Below are 14,388 nucleotides of genomic sequence, written 5' to 3'. Positions count from 1 at the left end.
TTCCATCCACAGCAGGAGATTCACATGAGCATTCTCGTTACCGGTGCCACCGGCACCATCGGTTCCCTCGTGACCCAGGGCCTTGCCGACGCAGGCGCAGAGGTCAGGGCCTTGGTTCGCCAGCCTGGCAAGCGCGCCTTTCCGACAGGTGTCACCGAAGTGATCGCAGATCTCACCGACGTCGCGTCGATGCGTGCCGCATTGTCGTCGGTGCGCACGCTGTTCCTGTTGAACGCAGTCACTCCCGACGAAGTGACGCAGGCGTTGATCGCCCTGAACCTGGCAAGGGACGCAGGGATCGAACGCATCGTGTACCTGTCGGTCATCCATGCCGACAAGTTCACCAACGTGCCCCACTTCACCGGCAAGCACACCGTCGAGCGCATGATCGAGAGCCTCGACATTCCTGCGACGATTCTGCGTCCTGCGTATTTCATGCAGAACGAAGCGGTGATCCAGCAGACGATCCAGCAGTACGGCATCTACCCGATGCCGATCGGCGCGGCCGGTGTGGCCATGATCGATGCGCGCGATATCGCAGACATCGCGGTGGTCGAATTGCTGCGACGCGACCGCGCACCTGCCGCGCTTGCGCGCATCACGCTCGACCTGGTCGGACCACATGCAGTAACGGGCGCCTCCGCGGCGAAGGTCTGGAGTACGGCGATTGGCCGCGAGATCGCCTACGCGGGCGATGACGTGGCCGCCTTCGAAGCGCAGCTGGCCGCGTACGGCCCATCCTGGCTGGCCTACGACATGCGCCTGATGATGGCCGGCATCCAGACCCACGGCATGCAGGCGGCCGACGGCACGGTGGAACAACTGCAGGCCATCCTGGGGCGACCGCTGCGCAGCTATGCAGACTTCGTGCGCGAGGCGACGGACCGGGCCTGAGCCCAGGCGACGCAACAAGCGCGGGGTGTCCCCGCTTGTTGCGCACCGCAGAAGGCCTGGTCTGCAGGTCATGCAGCCGTGGCCCGTCTCATCCAGACCGATGCCGCCGGCACTCAAACTGCGCGTCGATGCGCGTGATCCGCCCGGTTGGCTCCACAGCGATCAGCAGCACGCCGAAGCCGCTGCTGTGTCGAACGCATGCGTCGCTGCGATCAAGGCATTGGCGACAGCATGCAAGCAGGTGCGCCGCGCCCTCGCCCTGCTGCCGCGTGGCCAGGGTGACAGATGGACCTGAGGCTGTCGCTCCTTGGCGAGCTGTGTTCAGACGGCACGCGATGCCATGCCGCTACATCGCCTGCGCGTCTGGGGCAGACTACGCACATGGACACGATTCGGCCGTACCACTCCCAGGACTTCGATGTGTGCATGGCCCTGTTCGACGCGAATGTGCCGGCGTTCTTCGGTGTCGGGGAACGCGTCGACTTCGCTGGCTTCCTGATCCAGCACGCCGCGGCGTGGCACTACCAACTGCTGGAGCGTGGCAACGAGATTGCTGGCTGCGCCGGTTATGCGATCAATGCCGATGGCATCACGGCGAGCTTGTGCTGGGGCATGGTCCATCCGAGCCTGCACCGCCGCGGCGTGGGAACGCAGTTACTCCTGGCCCGGCTCGACGCATTGCGCCAGAGGCCGGACATCCGGCGCGTCGTACTGGATACGAGTCAACATACCCAGCAGTTCTACGCCCGCTTCGGCTTTGTCGTGCAGCAGGTGACGGTGGACGGCTATGCGCCCGGACTGGAGCGGTGGGACATGGCGCTGGATCTGCAGCCCCGCGCAACGCCTACAGGCCGCGCCCGGTTCGCACGCTAAAGCGGTGGTGCATCGCTTGCGGATGTGCGGGCAGCGTGCAGACGGGTAGCCTCGTTCGTGCGGACAAATAGCCGTTGCGAGATGCCGCTTCTTCAGGCTGGCCACCGATTGACCCCACAGATACGGCCTTCTGGGCATCTCGCACGGGCGCCCCCGCCCGGTTATCGCGCCGCGTCCTTGTTCACCTGGGCACGCGCAAGCGCAGCGGTTGATACCAGCAGATCCGGCAACTCCTGGCGAAAGGCCTCGGCCTGCCCGGCCTGCAAGATTCCGTGAAAGCTCGCGTTGTCGAATACCGGCCTGCCCTGCAGGAAGAAGCCATCGCGGCCTTGCACGATGAAATTGAAACATGCCTGCCAGCGCGGGTCCGGGCTGGCCGACAAGTGCACCACGACCTCGCTGCCGGCCGATGCTGCGCCTGCCGGGGTGATCGTGATCGTTCGCGCGGTGATCTGGGTACTGCTGTTCATGGCGCGCATGATCAGGCTTGGGGCGTCGCGGCTGAGTGAGTCGGTGTTGGCGCGCGACATGGCGTCCGGAGCACCGGGGGGCGACCGCGGTGCAAGACCCACCAATGGTGCCCCCGAACAACTCGACCCCGACGCCGGCTACGAACGTTCGCTGTCTCCGATGCCTGGGTTGTACCCACGCGCCAGGACCGAGCGCGATGTTGCCGATGCAACAGCGTCAGCAGTGTCACGTGGATCGTCGCGGCGCCGCCAGTCGGTTTTTCCCTGACCTGCGTGAACGAAAATATCAGCTAAATGCGGGCTGGAGCGGAGGGTTTAAGTTTGCCTTCGTGGCGTCGTTATCACGTTGCCGAGGCATTCACGCGAACATCACGCGGTGCCGGCCGGTGCCACCCACTGGACATCAGGACGACCCGCATGACTGCTTATTTGCAACGCTATAACGTCGGCCGCCGTCTCGGCATCGCCTTCGGTGCCCTGATCCTGCTGTCGAGCCTGCTGGTGGCAACCGGCCTGGTCACCCTGGCCAACGCAAGACAGCAATTCGATTTCATCGTGCTCGACCGCATGGCCAAGATCCAGATCGGCAACGGCATGCTGGATGCCAACTCATCGATCCTGATTGCGCTTGGCACCTATGCCATGGCCACCAGCGATGAACTCAACAACGAAGCGCTCACCACCATCAAGGCGCAGCGCCAGCGCTACAACGAGTTGCGGGCCAAGCTCGATACGCTGCCCAGCTCCGAGGAAGGTCGCAAGATTCGCACCGAGATGGACGAACGACGCGCGATCTCGGGCAAGATCAACGATCAGGTCATGGCGCTGGCCGCGCAAAACGACAATGCGCCCGCGCAGGCCTTGCTGAGCGAAAAAGCGCGCCCGGCGACGATGGCATGGCAGGACAAGATCCGCGAGCTGGTGACGCGACAGGAAGGCCAGAGCCAGCAAGCCTACGCCGACGCCGTGGCGTCGATGAATCGCGGCAAGCTGCTGATCATCTGCGGTGGCATTGCCGTGGTGGTGATCAGCAGCCTGCTCGCCTGGCTCATCACCCGCAGCCTGACCCAGCCGCTGGCACGCGCAACCCGGGCCGCAGAGGCAATTGCCAACGGCCAGTTGGACAACGACGTGGACAGTGACGCCAGGGATGAAGCCGGCCGGCTGCTGCGCGCCATGCGTGGTATGCAGACGCAGCTGCAATCCTTGCTCAGCGCGCAGAGCGACATGGCCAGGCGCCACGATGATGGCCAGACCAGTTTCCGCATCGATGCCACGGCGTTTCCTGGCGACTACGGCCGCATGGCCGGTGACACCAATACGCTGGTGGCTTCGCACCTGGCGGTGCAGGCGAACCTGGCACGCATCATGGGGCGCTATGCGATCGGCGACCTCAGCGAGAGCATGGAGCGCCTGCCCGGTGAGAAAGCCGTGCTGACGCAGACCATGGACGAGGTGAAGGCCAACCTGTCTGCGATGAACCACGAGATCAAGCAGCTGGCGCAATCTGCGGCCAATGGCGACTTCAGCGCACGTGGCGATGCCGAGCGTTTTCAATACGACTTCCATGTGATGGTCGATAGCCTCAACCAGCTCATGGCCACTGCCGACGGCAACCTGCAATCGCTGTCGTCGCTGCTGCAATCCATCGCCGCAGGCGATCTTACCGCACGGATGACCGGTGACTTCAAGGGCGTGTTCGCGCAGATGCGTGACGACGCCAACGCCACTGCCGCGCAGCTGGCGGAGATTGTCGGCCGCATCCAGCACTCGGCCGTCTCGATCAATGCCGCCGCCAGCGAAATAGCCGCCGGCAATCAGGACCTGTCGCAGCGGACCGAGCAGCAGGCCGCCAACCTGGAAGAAACCGCCGCCTCGATGGAAGAGCTGACCTCCACCGTGCGCCAGAATGCCGAACACGCCCGCCAGGCCAATCAGCTGGCGATCGGTGCGGCGGGCGTGGCGTCGCAAGGCGGCGAGATCGTGAGCAAGGTCGTGGGGACCATGGCCGGTATCGAGGCCTCGTCCAGGAAGATTGCCGACATCATCTCCGTCATCGACGGCATCTCGTTCCAGACCAACATCCTGGCCCTGAATGCGGCGGTGGAAGCAGCACGTGCCGGCGAACAAGGCCGCGGCTTTGCCGTGGTGGCATCGGAAGTGCGGACGCTGGCCCAGCGCTCCACCGCGGCGGCGAAGGAGATCAAGAGCCTGATCGACGATTCGGTCGAGCGGGTCGCCGAAGGCTCGACGCTGGTGCATACGGCGGGCTCCACGATGGCCGAGATCGTGGCCAGCGTGCAGCGCGTGACCGACATCATGGGCGAGATCTCTGCGGCATCGCAGGAGCAGTCGGCCGGCATCGAACAGGTCAACACCACCGTGACGCAAATGGACGAAACCACGCAGCAGAACGCCGCGCTGGTGGAAGAAGCCACCGCGGCGGCACGCTCGATGGAAGAACAGGCCGTGCAGCTGACCCAGGCAGTGTCGGTGTTCAAGATCAGCGACGACGGCACACGCACCACGCGTCCGGCAACGCCGGTTGCGACACCGCCCCGCGTAATTGCTGGCCGCCCCGCCGTTGCTGTCAAAAATCCGCTACGCCAGGCACCTGCAGTCAACCGGCCGGTGGCCGCAGGCGCTGCGCACGATGCAAACGACTGGCAGGAATTCTGATCGCGCACATTGCAAACGGCCCGGCTCGTCCGGGCCGTTTGCGTTTGGGGGATCGAACCTGCGGCCAACGCGCCAGGCGATGCAATCCAGACGTGAGGATGTGCCCAGGCAGAACGCTGCCTGTTATCCCAGCTGCGCGCGCGCCGCATCCAGGGTGGTCATGATCTGGATCACTTCGTCCAGTGGATGGAGCGGCGATTCCGTGCGCCCTTCCCCGATGTAACGCGCGGCGGCTGTCGCTTGCCACGACAGGCCTGCGTAGCCGGTGATTCCGGTGGGATCCCTCCACACCGCCGGCGTGCTGGCGTGGTCGTTGCCGACCAGGCTCAGCGAGGTCGGGTTGTGAAACTCGCCGGCAAGATCGATGCGGCCTCGGCCGCCGGTGACATAGGCGCTGGAGCTGCTGCGGGCCACGATGGAACTGATCAGGGTGGATTGCGCGGTGCCGCCATGCGACAGCACCATGGTCGAAAAGGCATCCACGCCGGTGTCGGTCAGCGCGCCGGTCGTCGCGATCGCGGTCGGTGCGCCCAGAATCATCGAGGAGAACTGCACCGCGTACACGCCCAGGTCCAGTAGCGCGCCGCCGCCGAGCGCGGGATTGCGTTGTCGATGCGCGGCGTCGTCGGGGCCGCGCTGGCTCAGGTCGGCAAACACATGCCGAAGCTCGCCCAGCGCTCCATCGGCCAGCAGTTGTCGCAGCACCACGGTGTGCGGCAGGTAGCGGCTCCACATGGCTTCCATCAGGAACAGACCGCGCTGCCGCGCCTCCTGCACCAGCACGCGCGCATCGTCGGCGCGCGTGGTGATGGGCTTTTCGATCAACACATGTTTGCCCGCGCGCAGCGCCAGCAAGCCATGTTGCAGATGTTCGCTGTGCGGGGTGGCGATATAGACGATATCGACATCGCGGTCCTCGACCAGCGCCGCGTAGCTGTCATAAGCGCGCTGCATCGCCCACGTTCTTGCAAAGGCCTCGGCACGCGCACGCGTACGCGAGGCCACCGCGAATGGCTGCTGCCTGGTATGGCTGCGCAGCGCGCTCACGAACGCGGAGGCGATTGCTCCAGGTCCCAGCACACCCCATCGCAACGACGGCTCGCCGCGCTCCGGCAGGAACAGCTCGGGCTCGGGAAACACGGTTGGCGGCATGCGCTTGGCTCCTGGGTCGCAGGTGCGCATCCTAACAAAGCGGGACCAGCGTTCCAGGTGGTGCCAGCTTGCAGCGGCATTGGCCGGTTTGGACGGGACGCGGCAGGCTCAGCCTGCAGCGCCTTGCACCGCCGGGACAAAGATGCGTTCGCAGTAGGCGCGCAGCAGTTCCGGCGCATCGGCACGGCCGCGGAAGGCGATGTGGCCGTCCGGCCGCACCAGGATCAGCGCGCTGGTGTCTGCGATGCCGTAGGCGGCATGCGCGGCACCATCCAGGTCCGACAATGCGGTGGCATCGTCGGGCTGTGGTACGGCTGCGGCCAGGATGAGCCTGGGCCGCACCCACGGCCATGCGTCCAGCTCGGCAAGCGCCAGGCGCAGCCGTGGCATGGCATCGGGCTGCCGCCCGTCGAAGGCAAGCAGCGACCATCCCCAGCTCCATCCATCCGGGTTGTAGAGGTGCGCGAACAGCGTTGTCGAGCTGCCATCGGCGGCGACGATTGCCGCGTCGGGTGCGCGGTCGCCGCAGTGCGGGACGCGGCGCTGAAGCAGTTCGCGCAGGCCGCCGAGATGATCGTCGTTGAGCGGGCTTTGCGGATAGGCCACCGACAACTGCTGCAGATCGTCCGAGCCCTGAATCAGCGTGCCGATGGTGGGAATGAGCTTGGCGGCGATGCCCATGGCTGCATCGGTGACCGGGCCGCGGTAGACACTGGTATGGAAGCCACGTGCTTGTCGCGCGTCGAGCGCACGGTGTTCGCCGCCGCGCTCCCCATCGTAGGAGTCGAGCACCACCGGCGCGGCCTTGCCTTGCAAGGTCATCGCCAGCCGCCATGCCAGGCCGATCGCATCGTGCAGGCCTGCATTCATGCCCTGCCCGCCGATCGGCAAGGTGCGATGGCCGGCGTCGCCGACCAGCAGCACGCGCCCCTTGGCGTACTGCGCTGCAGTGCCATGCTGGAAGCGGCTGTGCGTCAGCCAGATCGGATCGCTCAACGTCAGTGTCGGGTCTTCGGTCACCTCGCGCGCGATGGCCTGCATTTCCTCCAGCGTCGGGTCGCGTTCCGGGATGCCGGCGTCATCGGCCAGGAAAAACAGGCGGTGGTAGCCGCCCCAGACCGGCAAGACACCACAAAAACCCTTGGGGTAATAGAAAAACCAGAGTTGATCGAAATCGGTGGAGCGCCGCCAGCGCAGCTTGGCATCCACCTGCCGGTTCATGCGGTCGGGCAACTTTTGGGGCTCGAAATCCAGCCCGAGCTGTTTGCGTACGACACTGTCGCCGCCATCGGCGCCGATCAGGTAACGGCAGCGTAGTTGCTCGGTCGGGCCATCGACGTGATCGTCGCTGCATGTTGCCAGCGTGACGGTGACACCGTCGGCATCCTGTTCGAAGCCGACCATCCTGCGGCCGCGCTCGATGCTGCCACCTTTCGCCGCGAGCTGCTCGGCCAGGACGGTTTCGATGACGTCCTGGCCGCTGTAGAGCACCTGCGCGTACGGGCTGGGGACATCGGCAATGTCGACCGGGTCGACGGTCTGCCCATTGAGCAAGGTGCTGACCTTGGTGATCCGATACGACTTTTCCGCCAACGCATCGCGGATGCCAATGCTGTGAAGCAGCTCCTGCGGCCGCGCCCAGAGATTGTTGGCGCGCGAATGCGGCCTGGCATGCACGCGTTGTTCGACGATACGGAAGTCGACGCCGTGATGGGCGAGCGCGCAGGCGGTGGTCAGGCCGATCGGGCCACCGCCGACGATGATGACGTCGGTGTCGACATCGCGGTGCACGGCAGTGTTCATGGCTTGCCCTTTCTTCGGGAAATGCGTGCTGCCTCGGCGCGCGCGGTCGGCGCAGCGAGGTCCTGCGCCATCACCTGGTTCATTTCGCCAAGCACCGCGAGCGCGGTTGCCACGCGCCTGGCTCCGATGCGATCCAGCATCCGCTGGTCGAGCGGAGCGGCGGCGGCTTCGGCGGCGTCCAGCGCAGCGCGGCCCATGCGCGTGAGCACCACCAGCTTTGCGCGCTGGTGATGAGGGTTGGGTTGGAGCGCGACAAATCCCTGCTCCAGCAATAGATCGACGACGCGCTGCACCGCCTGCCGCGTGATGCCCATGTTGCGCGCGATATGCGCCACCGGCAGCGGCATCGGCGAATAGCCCAGGGCGCCCAGCACCTGCCACCACGCGGTTGTCAGCCCGGCCGAACGCACCAGTGCATTACCGGTCTCGACCAGGCGGCCGTTGGTTTCGAAGATCTTGATGACCAGGTTGCGGACAGCCAGTAAATCGTCTTGGGTGCTCATCCGCAGCATGCTGCTCATTTGACAGTATGTTGTCAATTATCGAATGGAGTCCGCCGCCGGTTGCTGCGGCTGTTCTGCACACGTGGACGCTTCCTGCATCCCGAACCCGAGCGACATTGCAGGGTGCTGGTGTCGAGCACGCAGGCAGGCACGTGCGTCACAGTGTCGCCCTATGGCCTGCGACGCGACTCGGATGGGAAAACACTGCACTGGACAGCGCTGCTGAGCCTGGCTGGTCATGCATACAGACGCGTCAGCGGCGCCACGTTCGGCCACAACGAAACGGTCTCCAGCGTATCGATCCGCCCGGCAAGGTGTGACGATCTGCCTGCACTTCTGCTCGCTTCGCTGGTCCAGAACCCGCATCACGCGTCACACCCCTTGCACCGTGTGCTGCTTAGCTTGTTTGAATGAGCGCACGTATTTCATCGAACACCCTTGCCTTCACGGCGAGCACGGATTCAGCCGTCAATGACGGGCTCAAGCATTCGGTTGCGGACAGGTGGCTCCGCACACATCCCACGCTGCCGCTTCCCGGACGCGGCCACACCCTGGAGCGCTGGCAGACGCTGGCCGATATCGCGGCCGAGGACCTGTGCGTGGCCAAGCTGCTGGAAGCCCATTACGACGCACAGGCCATTTGCGCCGACCTGGGCGTGGATATCATGACGCCGACACAGCGCTGGGCGGTGTGGGCGGCCGAGCCGCCGGGTTCCGATATGCGTTTTTCCGGGCAGACGCTCAGCGGTACCAAGGCGTGGTGTTCCGGCGCCGCGCAGGTGACGCATGCGCTGGTGACCACGTCCCATGCAGGCAGCAGTTGCCTGTTTGCGGTGGCACTGGATCAGCCCGGTATACAGATCGACAGCAGTGCGTGGCAGGCAGTGGGGATGCAAGGCATCGAGACGGCCAATGTCCGCTTCTCCGATACGCCGGCGCGGCAGATCGGCGCGGCCGACGCGTACCTGACCCGGCCTGGCTTCTGGCATGGAGGCGCCGGCATCGCCGCGTGCTGGTTCGGCGCCACCGCCGCAGTTGCCGATGTGCTGCGCGCCTCTGCACGCCTGAGCAAGGACCCGCACGCGGCCGCGCATCTGGGCGCCATCGATGCAGGCCTGGCATCTGCCGCTGCGTTGCTGCGTCAGCTTGCCTCGCGCATCGATGCGCAGCCGCAGCAGGCACATCTGCGTGGCGTCCTGCAGGTCCGCAGCGTGGTCGAAGCAGTCGCACGCGATACGCTGGACCGGGTCGCTCGCGCATTGGGGCCAGGGCCGCTGTGCAACAACCGCGCGCATGCGCAGCGCTGCGCCGACGTGTCGGTATTCATTCGGCAACATCATGCCGAACGCGACCTGCAGGCCTTGGGCGAGCTGTGCCAGCAGGAGGCATCGCCATGGAAGATCTAGCCGGACGGCCCATCGAAGGCGCAGGCACGCCGGAAGCGGCATGGCGCGCCGCGCCGTATCTGAGTGCGCTGCCACCCGTCACCCTGCCGCAGCTGCTGCAAGGCAGCCAGCGCCTGGTGGTGGTTGCGCCACATCCGGACGATGAAGTGCTCGGCTGTGGCGGATTGATTGCTGCCGCGCGTGCCGCCGGCATGCCGGTGCTGATCATCGCGTTGACCGACGGCGAGCAGGCCTATCCGGATGAATCCGGTTGGCGTCCGCAGGTGCTGGGCCCGGCGCGGCGCCTGGAACTGGATGCCGCGGCGCAGCAGCTGGGCGTATTGCCGAGCGCACTGATCCACCTCGCCTTGGGCGATGGTGCGCTGGCGGCGTCCGAAGCGCACATGGCAGAAACCATCGGCAGTCTGATCACTGCGCAGGACACGGTGCTGGTGACCTGGGAGCGCGATGGCCATCCCGATCATGAGGCGGCGTCGCGTGCGACCCGTGCCGCGTGCAAGGCGCAGTCTTCCCGGCGTCTGCAATACCCGGTCTGGGCGTGGCATTGGGCGCGTCCGGAAGACGCCGTATTTGCCGATGGCTCTGCGGTGCGCCTGGATCTGGCGCCTGCAGTGCTGCGTGCCAAGCAGAATGCCATCGCCTGCTTTGCCACCCAGTTGGGCCATTGCACGCCGGCGGTTGCAGACCCGATTCTGCCGCCGTCGGTGCTGGAGCGCTTCGCGCGGCCGTTTGAGGTATTCATCCGATGACGGTGCTGAGCGTTGAGCACTTCGAGCAGATGTATGCCGATGAAGACCCGTTCGGCTATCGCTCGCGCTGGTACGAGCAGCGCAAGCGCGACATCCTGCTCGGTGCCCTGCCCTACGCAAGGTTCGCGCGTGGCTGGGAATTTGGATGTTCCAATGGCGAGCTGACCGCGCAATTGGCACCGCGCTGCGACACGCTGCTGGCCACGGATCTGTCGCAGCAGGCGGTCGAGCTGGCGAGCGCGCGCGTGCAGGGGCTGCCTGCGGTCACGCTGCAACAGGCGGCGCACCCGTCGGACTGGCCGGAGGGTCTGTTCGACCTGATTGTCTTCAGTGAGGTGGGCTATTACCTCGCAGATCCGGCGTTCGAAGAAACCGTCGCGCTGTTCGCCCGCTCGCTCACCGCCCGGGGCTGTCTTGTGGCGTGTCACTGGCGGCATGCCTTCGAGGGTGCGCTGCGCAGCGCCGAGCAGGTCCACGGCGCGCTGAACCATGCATTGGCAATGGACACGTTGTGCGTCTATCAGGACGCGGACTTCGTGCTGCAGGCCTGGATGTCGGGCCCATCGATTGCGCAACAGGAGCAGCTGCGATGATCGCGGTCAACATCCCGGCGCATAACGAAGCGGATCTGATCAGCGACTGCCTGCAGTCCATTCTGGTGGCAGCCGCGCATCCGCACCTGTGTGGAGAGCGCGTGGAAATCCATGTCGCGCTTGATCGCTGCACCGACGGCACCGGCGCGATCGCCCGCGCGCATGGCGCAAGAACCGTTACTACCTGCGGGGGCGTCGGCATAGCGCGTGCAGCGGCGGCCTCGGCCGCGATCGCGCGCGGGGCGCGCTGGCTTGCGTTTACCGATGCCGACACCTGCGTGCCGCCGGATTGGCTCTCGGCGCAGCTCGATTGCGCCGCCGATGTGTTCTGTGGCGTGGTGGAAGTGACCGATTGGCACGATTTCCGCCCCGAAACACGGCAAGCCTTCCTGGCCAAGGAAATTCGTCGCGACGGTCACCCGCATGTGCATGGCGCCAATCTCGGCATGAGTGTGGCCGCTTACGTGGCAGCCGGTGGCTTCTCTGCGCTGAAGTGCAGCGAAGACGTGGCGCTGGTGTCGGCATTGGAGCGTGCGGGCATGCAGATTGCCCGCCTGGTCAAGCCGGTCGTCAATACCAGCGCACGCCGTATTGCCCGCGCGACCGGCGGATTCAGCGATCACCTGGCGCGCCTGGAAATGGCCGTGCTGGCAGGCGAGCCGGTGCTGGGTAGTTGATGTCGTCGCTGAGCGCCTTACCGCGTCATGCGACAGCAAGCAGCCGAACCGCCAGCCCGTATCGATCGCTCGCCCGCGTTGGAAACGATCGCGTTTGCGGGCAGCATGGATAAATCAGTTTATCCCGCTGATCGCTAGTTCGATCACCGCCAGCTGCCGCTCCACAAGACACTATGTTTATCTGTATAAGCGGGCTGTGCATATACTTGTGCGGTTGCGTTCTTTTGATTCCATTGCCGCCTGCAGATTATTCCCCATATCGCTTGCATATTGAAAAAATAGCGATCAAGGTGCAACTGCGTATTGACTGACTGCAACCGGCAAGGCGGCCACTGCCGCTACCGAGGTTATGATGGCCCCCACGATGTTTCGGCAAATCGGTCGTTACCGATTGACTGCACATACGTTTCCGGTGGACGGCGTTTTCTCCCCGGAGATCCTGGTGTCGTTCGATGATGGAATCACCTTGTACGGCCAACGACATGCAGTGCGATTCGACACGCAGCTTGCCGCGCACCATTACGCCAGACAATGGATGGATCGATGCACGGTGACGCCGCTGGGCATTCTCGAGAGTGTCTAGCTGTTTCGGGCATGTCTGATGTCGGCAACCAGGCAGCGTTGCTGCCAGCCAGCGCGTTGTTTCAGGATATGGACGACGCCGACCAACGGTTGAGCAACCGACTCGCCCTGCTGCGCACGTTCGCTTGGTCAGACCCTGCGCGGCCCATGCAATCTCCAGCTCGACCTCGATGCCTGGAAGCCAGGCGGCTGTACCCACACGCGCTGGTTCGTGCGTAGCGACCGCAAGGTGTGCATCGTGCCTGGTTGCAGACGCGGCCCGCGTCTGCATGTCGCTGCGTGGGCGTAGCGCCTGCTGTGGTTGCTGGTGGATGATGCCGCGATTGACTGCCCGTACGCCCTTGATCCTGCCATCAGCGTTGCACAACGGGGCTTGCGCCACTACTCAACACTGCCGCTGCCGTCTGGACTTGTAGATCCGGCCCAGAATTGCGGCAACGCGCCGCGCTCGGCGGCAGCGACTGCTTGCTGCACGTGTCGCCTGAACCGCGTTGGCCATCATGCTGCCCGGAGCCGCCACACTGTATGCGGCATCGACACGCGCCAGATATGCCAATGCATGCACGTTGACGTCGCTGACGCGCCCATCCAGGGCACTTCCCTGGTGGAATCCAGCCACGGCTCGACGACTCGCCCAGAGCGATGGACGGGAAAATCCTGCGCGCTGTTCAGTGTGGCCGAATCGATCACGCGTTTTTCGCGTGGGAAACGTAGTGTGGTGCATGCATTTTCGGAAAACTGCGTTATGGGCTCTCACAACGAAAAACTGATCCTGATTGTCGAGGACGATGCCGATACCCTCGAGATCGCCACCTTGTTGCTGACCGAAAGTGGCTATGCGGTCGTGACTGCCAGCGATGCCCAAGGTGCGCTGGAGCAAATCGATCATTGTCCTGCGATAGCGCTCGTGTTCACCGACCTTCAGATGCCGGGGCTCCTGGATGGATACGGCCTGATTTCGTATCTGCGTGCCGACGGCAACAATCTGCCGGCAATCCTGACATCGGGGTTAGGGCATTCTCCCAAGGGATTGCCCAGCCGGACGATGTTTTTAAGCAAGCCTTACAATCGCCGCAGCCTGGTCCAGAATATCGAGGCATTCGTCGGCCACTAGCGTGGGCAGCTGGCGAGGCAACCCTACCCTCGTCCTGATCGAGCATGCGCAGGTTTCAAGGCAGGGTCATTGCGCAGACCGGATCGATCGATCGCGACAACCCGGTGAAACCATCGCCGTCGTCGTGAATCCGTGGATCACGATCGGTCCCCGATCGCTGCCCGGCATCATCTTGCCGCACGTCGCCAGCCTGCATTGATGGCTTCCTGGCTGGTGCAGAAAAAGCGCTCGCCCTTCGCAGGTGAGATGCTGGTCCGCTGGTAGTCGCGTTGCCCGGGCATGTGGAAGATCTTGCTGCCCTTGCTCGAGATATTGCCCTTGATGGCGCAGTGCGCAGGCAACTGCGTCTGTGCTGCCGCCTGAGCCCGCCGTGCCGATTGGTTGCGTTTGCCGCGACGGTAGTCGGCTGGCATCTGGAAGGTGCCGGCCCAGAGGTTGCGCCGCTGTTGCTGCGCGGTGCGTTCGTCGGCGACAAACGCGGTGGCGTACTCGCGGTAGGCCACCGCCCAACCGGACTGCACCATCCAGCGGTTGACCGATTGTCCCTGCACGTAACACTCGGCAACGACTCGTCCGTAGCGATCGGTATCCTTGGGTTGGCAGCGAACCGTCCTGTCACGCAGATAGCCATCCAGGGCAGCGGCGGAACGCCGGCCGCAAGGCCACGCGCTGCCGGTATCGCTGGTGCACTGCTGCGCGCTTTCGGGGGCATCGACGCCCCACAGGCGGATACGCTTCTGCGCGAGCGTGATGGTGTCACCATCGGTGACGGTTGCCCGGCCAACCAGCTCTGCTGCGATAACGGGTGAGGCGAACAGCGCAACGACAACAACCACCGAACATCTGGACAACATCAACAACAAGCCTCGGGTGATCGGCAGAGCGTGGTCCGT

13 protein-coding genes are annotated in these 14,388 nt (G+C 64.8%); 8 read left to right on the top strand and 5 right to left on the bottom strand.

Features of this window, described 5'->3' with window-relative positions:
* Nucleotides 1–24 precede the first annotated feature (24 nt).
* Together EO139_RS09165 and EO139_RS09160 are read left to right on the top strand one after the other, a co-directional pair.
* Nucleotides 25–894 carry an NmrA family NAD(P)-binding protein gene (locus tag EO139_RS09165; protein WP_126970316.1) on the top strand — a complete coding sequence of 290 codons (870 nt, stop codon included), beginning with the start codon at nucleotides 25–27 and terminating at the stop codon, nucleotides 892–894.
* Between the two features lie 426 nt (nucleotides 895–1,320).
* A complete protein-coding gene (locus EO139_RS09160) occupies nucleotides 1,321–1,767 on the top strand; it encodes a GNAT family N-acetyltransferase (protein WP_126970314.1) in 447 nt (148 codons plus the stop codon).
* Between the two features lie 161 nt (nucleotides 1,768–1,928).
* Here the strand turns inward: EO139_RS09160 and EO139_RS09155 are convergent, their stop codons facing one another.
* Nucleotides 1,929–2,237, bottom strand: coding sequence for a hypothetical protein (locus EO139_RS09155; RefSeq protein WP_104582726.1), 309 nt, complete (start codon nucleotides 2,235–2,237; stop codon nucleotides 1,929–1,931).
* A gap of 417 nt (nucleotides 2,238–2,654) precedes the next feature.
* Between EO139_RS09155 and EO139_RS09150 the strand changes: the two genes are divergently transcribed.
* Nucleotides 2,655–4,916, top strand: a complete 2,262-nt coding sequence (locus EO139_RS09150) for a methyl-accepting chemotaxis protein (protein ID WP_126970312.1) — start codon at nucleotides 2,655–2,657, stop codon at nucleotides 4,914–4,916.
* 123 nt (nucleotides 4,917–5,039) lie between these two features.
* On the opposite strand, the gene EO139_RS09145 is transcribed toward EO139_RS09150, so the two are convergent.
* The 3 genes from EO139_RS09145 to EO139_RS09135 all read right to left on the bottom strand — a co-directional run bounded on the left by EO139_RS09145 (nucleotide 5,040) and on the right by EO139_RS09135 (nucleotide 8,374).
* Nucleotides 5,040–6,068, bottom strand: coding sequence for a Gfo/Idh/MocA family oxidoreductase (locus EO139_RS09145; RefSeq protein WP_104582616.1), 1,029 nt, complete (start codon nucleotides 6,066–6,068; stop codon nucleotides 5,040–5,042).
* A 108-nt stretch (nucleotides 6,069–6,176) separates the two neighbouring features.
* Nucleotides 6,177–7,871, bottom strand: a complete 1,695-nt coding sequence (locus EO139_RS09140) for an FAD-dependent monooxygenase (protein WP_126970310.1) — start codon at nucleotides 7,869–7,871, stop codon at nucleotides 6,177–6,179.
* The gene (locus EO139_RS09135) at nucleotides 7,868–8,374 is read right to left on the bottom strand and encodes a helix-turn-helix domain-containing protein (RefSeq protein ID WP_104582727.1); all 507 of its coding nucleotides are present in this window, start codon (nucleotides 8,372–8,374) and stop codon (nucleotides 7,868–7,870) included. The genes EO139_RS09140 and EO139_RS09135 overlap by 4 nt, the downstream gene beginning before the upstream one ends.
* Before the next feature lie 410 nt (nucleotides 8,375–8,784).
* Here EO139_RS09135 and EO139_RS09130 point away from each other — a divergent pair, with 410 nt between their 5' ends.
* From EO139_RS09130 to EO139_RS09105, 5 genes are all read left to right on the top strand, one after another.
* The gene (locus tag EO139_RS09130) at nucleotides 8,785–9,780 is read left to right on the top strand and encodes an acyl-CoA dehydrogenase (protein WP_164739798.1); all 996 of its coding nucleotides are present in this window, start codon (nucleotides 8,785–8,787) and stop codon (nucleotides 9,778–9,780) included.
* Nucleotides 9,768–10,529 carry a PIG-L deacetylase family protein gene (locus EO139_RS09125; RefSeq protein ID WP_126970308.1) on the top strand — a complete coding sequence of 254 codons (762 nt, stop codon included), beginning with the start codon at nucleotides 9,768–9,770 and terminating at the stop codon, nucleotides 10,527–10,529. The genes EO139_RS09130 and EO139_RS09125 overlap by 13 nt, the downstream gene beginning before the upstream one ends.
* A complete protein-coding gene (locus EO139_RS09120) occupies nucleotides 10,526–11,122 on the top strand; it encodes a class I SAM-dependent methyltransferase (protein ID WP_104582618.1) in 597 nt (198 codons plus the stop codon). The genes EO139_RS09125 and EO139_RS09120 overlap by 4 nt, the downstream gene beginning before the upstream one ends.
* A complete protein-coding gene (locus EO139_RS09115) occupies nucleotides 11,119–11,799 on the top strand; it encodes a glycosyltransferase family A protein (protein WP_126970306.1) in 681 nt (226 codons plus the stop codon). Before EO139_RS09120 ends, EO139_RS09115 begins: the two co-directional genes overlap by 4 nt.
* 1,327 nt (nucleotides 11,800–13,126) lie before the next feature.
* On the top strand, nucleotides 13,127–13,495 hold the full coding sequence (locus EO139_RS09105) for a response regulator (protein WP_104582620.1): 369 nt from the start codon (nucleotides 13,127–13,129) through the stop codon (nucleotides 13,493–13,495).
* Nucleotides 13,496–13,662: 167 nt separating this feature from the next.
* Here the strand turns inward: EO139_RS09105 and EO139_RS09100 are convergent, their stop codons facing one another.
* Nucleotides 13,663–14,349, bottom strand: a complete 687-nt coding sequence (locus EO139_RS09100; RefSeq protein ID WP_126970304.1) for a thermonuclease family protein — start codon at nucleotides 14,347–14,349, stop codon at nucleotides 13,663–13,665.
* Nucleotides 14,350–14,388 lie beyond the last annotated feature (39 nt).

Origin of the sequence: Xanthomonas sp. BRIP62411 (assembly GCF_003993525.1) — a bacterium.
Lineage (GTDB): Bacteria > Pseudomonadota > Gammaproteobacteria > Xanthomonadales > Xanthomonadaceae > Xanthomonas > Xanthomonas euroxanthea.
Note: the sequence above shows the minus strand (reverse complement) of the source record. Positions and strands in the feature narration are given on the sequence as shown.

Excerpts from the sequence above, each read along its gene's own strand:
- EO139_RS09165 (WP_126970316.1), top strand. The coding sequence starts at position 25 with ATGAGCATTCTCGTTACCGGTGCCACCGGCACCATCGGTTCCCTCGTG.
- EO139_RS09155 (WP_104582726.1), bottom strand. The coding sequence starts at position 2,237 with ATGAACAGCAGTACCCAGATCACCGCGCGAACGATCACGATCACCCCG.
- EO139_RS09135 (WP_104582727.1), bottom strand. The coding sequence starts at position 8,374 with ATGAGCACCCAAGACGATTTACTGGCTGTCCGCAACCTGGTCATCAAG.
- EO139_RS09105 (WP_104582620.1), top strand. The coding sequence starts at position 13,127 with ATGGGCTCTCACAACGAAAAACTGATCCTGATTGTCGAGGACGATGCC.
- EO139_RS09100 (WP_126970304.1), bottom strand. The coding sequence starts at position 14,349 with ATGTTGTCCAGATGTTCGGTGGTTGTTGTCGTTGCGCTGTTCGCCTCA.
- EO139_RS09120 (WP_104582618.1), top strand. The coding sequence starts at position 10,526 with ATGACGGTGCTGAGCGTTGAGCACTTCGAGCAGATGTATGCCGATGAA.
- EO139_RS09140 (WP_126970310.1), bottom strand. The coding sequence starts at position 7,871 with ATGAACACTGCCGTGCACCGCGATGTCGACACCGACGTCATCATCGTC.
- EO139_RS09160 (WP_126970314.1), top strand. The coding sequence starts at position 1,321 with ATGGCCCTGTTCGACGCGAATGTGCCGGCGTTCTTCGGTGTCGGGGAA.
- EO139_RS09150 (WP_126970312.1), top strand. The coding sequence starts at position 2,655 with ATGACTGCTTATTTGCAACGCTATAACGTCGGCCGCCGTCTCGGCATC.
- EO139_RS09145 (WP_104582616.1), bottom strand. The coding sequence starts at position 6,068 with ATGCCGCCAACCGTGTTTCCCGAGCCCGAGCTGTTCCTGCCGGAGCGC.
- EO139_RS09125 (WP_126970308.1), top strand. The coding sequence starts at position 9,768 with ATGGAAGATCTAGCCGGACGGCCCATCGAAGGCGCAGGCACGCCGGAA.
- EO139_RS09130 (WP_164739798.1), top strand. The coding sequence starts at position 8,785 with ATGAGCGCACGTATTTCATCGAACACCCTTGCCTTCACGGCGAGCACG.
- EO139_RS09115 (WP_126970306.1), top strand. The coding sequence starts at position 11,119 with ATGATCGCGGTCAACATCCCGGCGCATAACGAAGCGGATCTGATCAGC.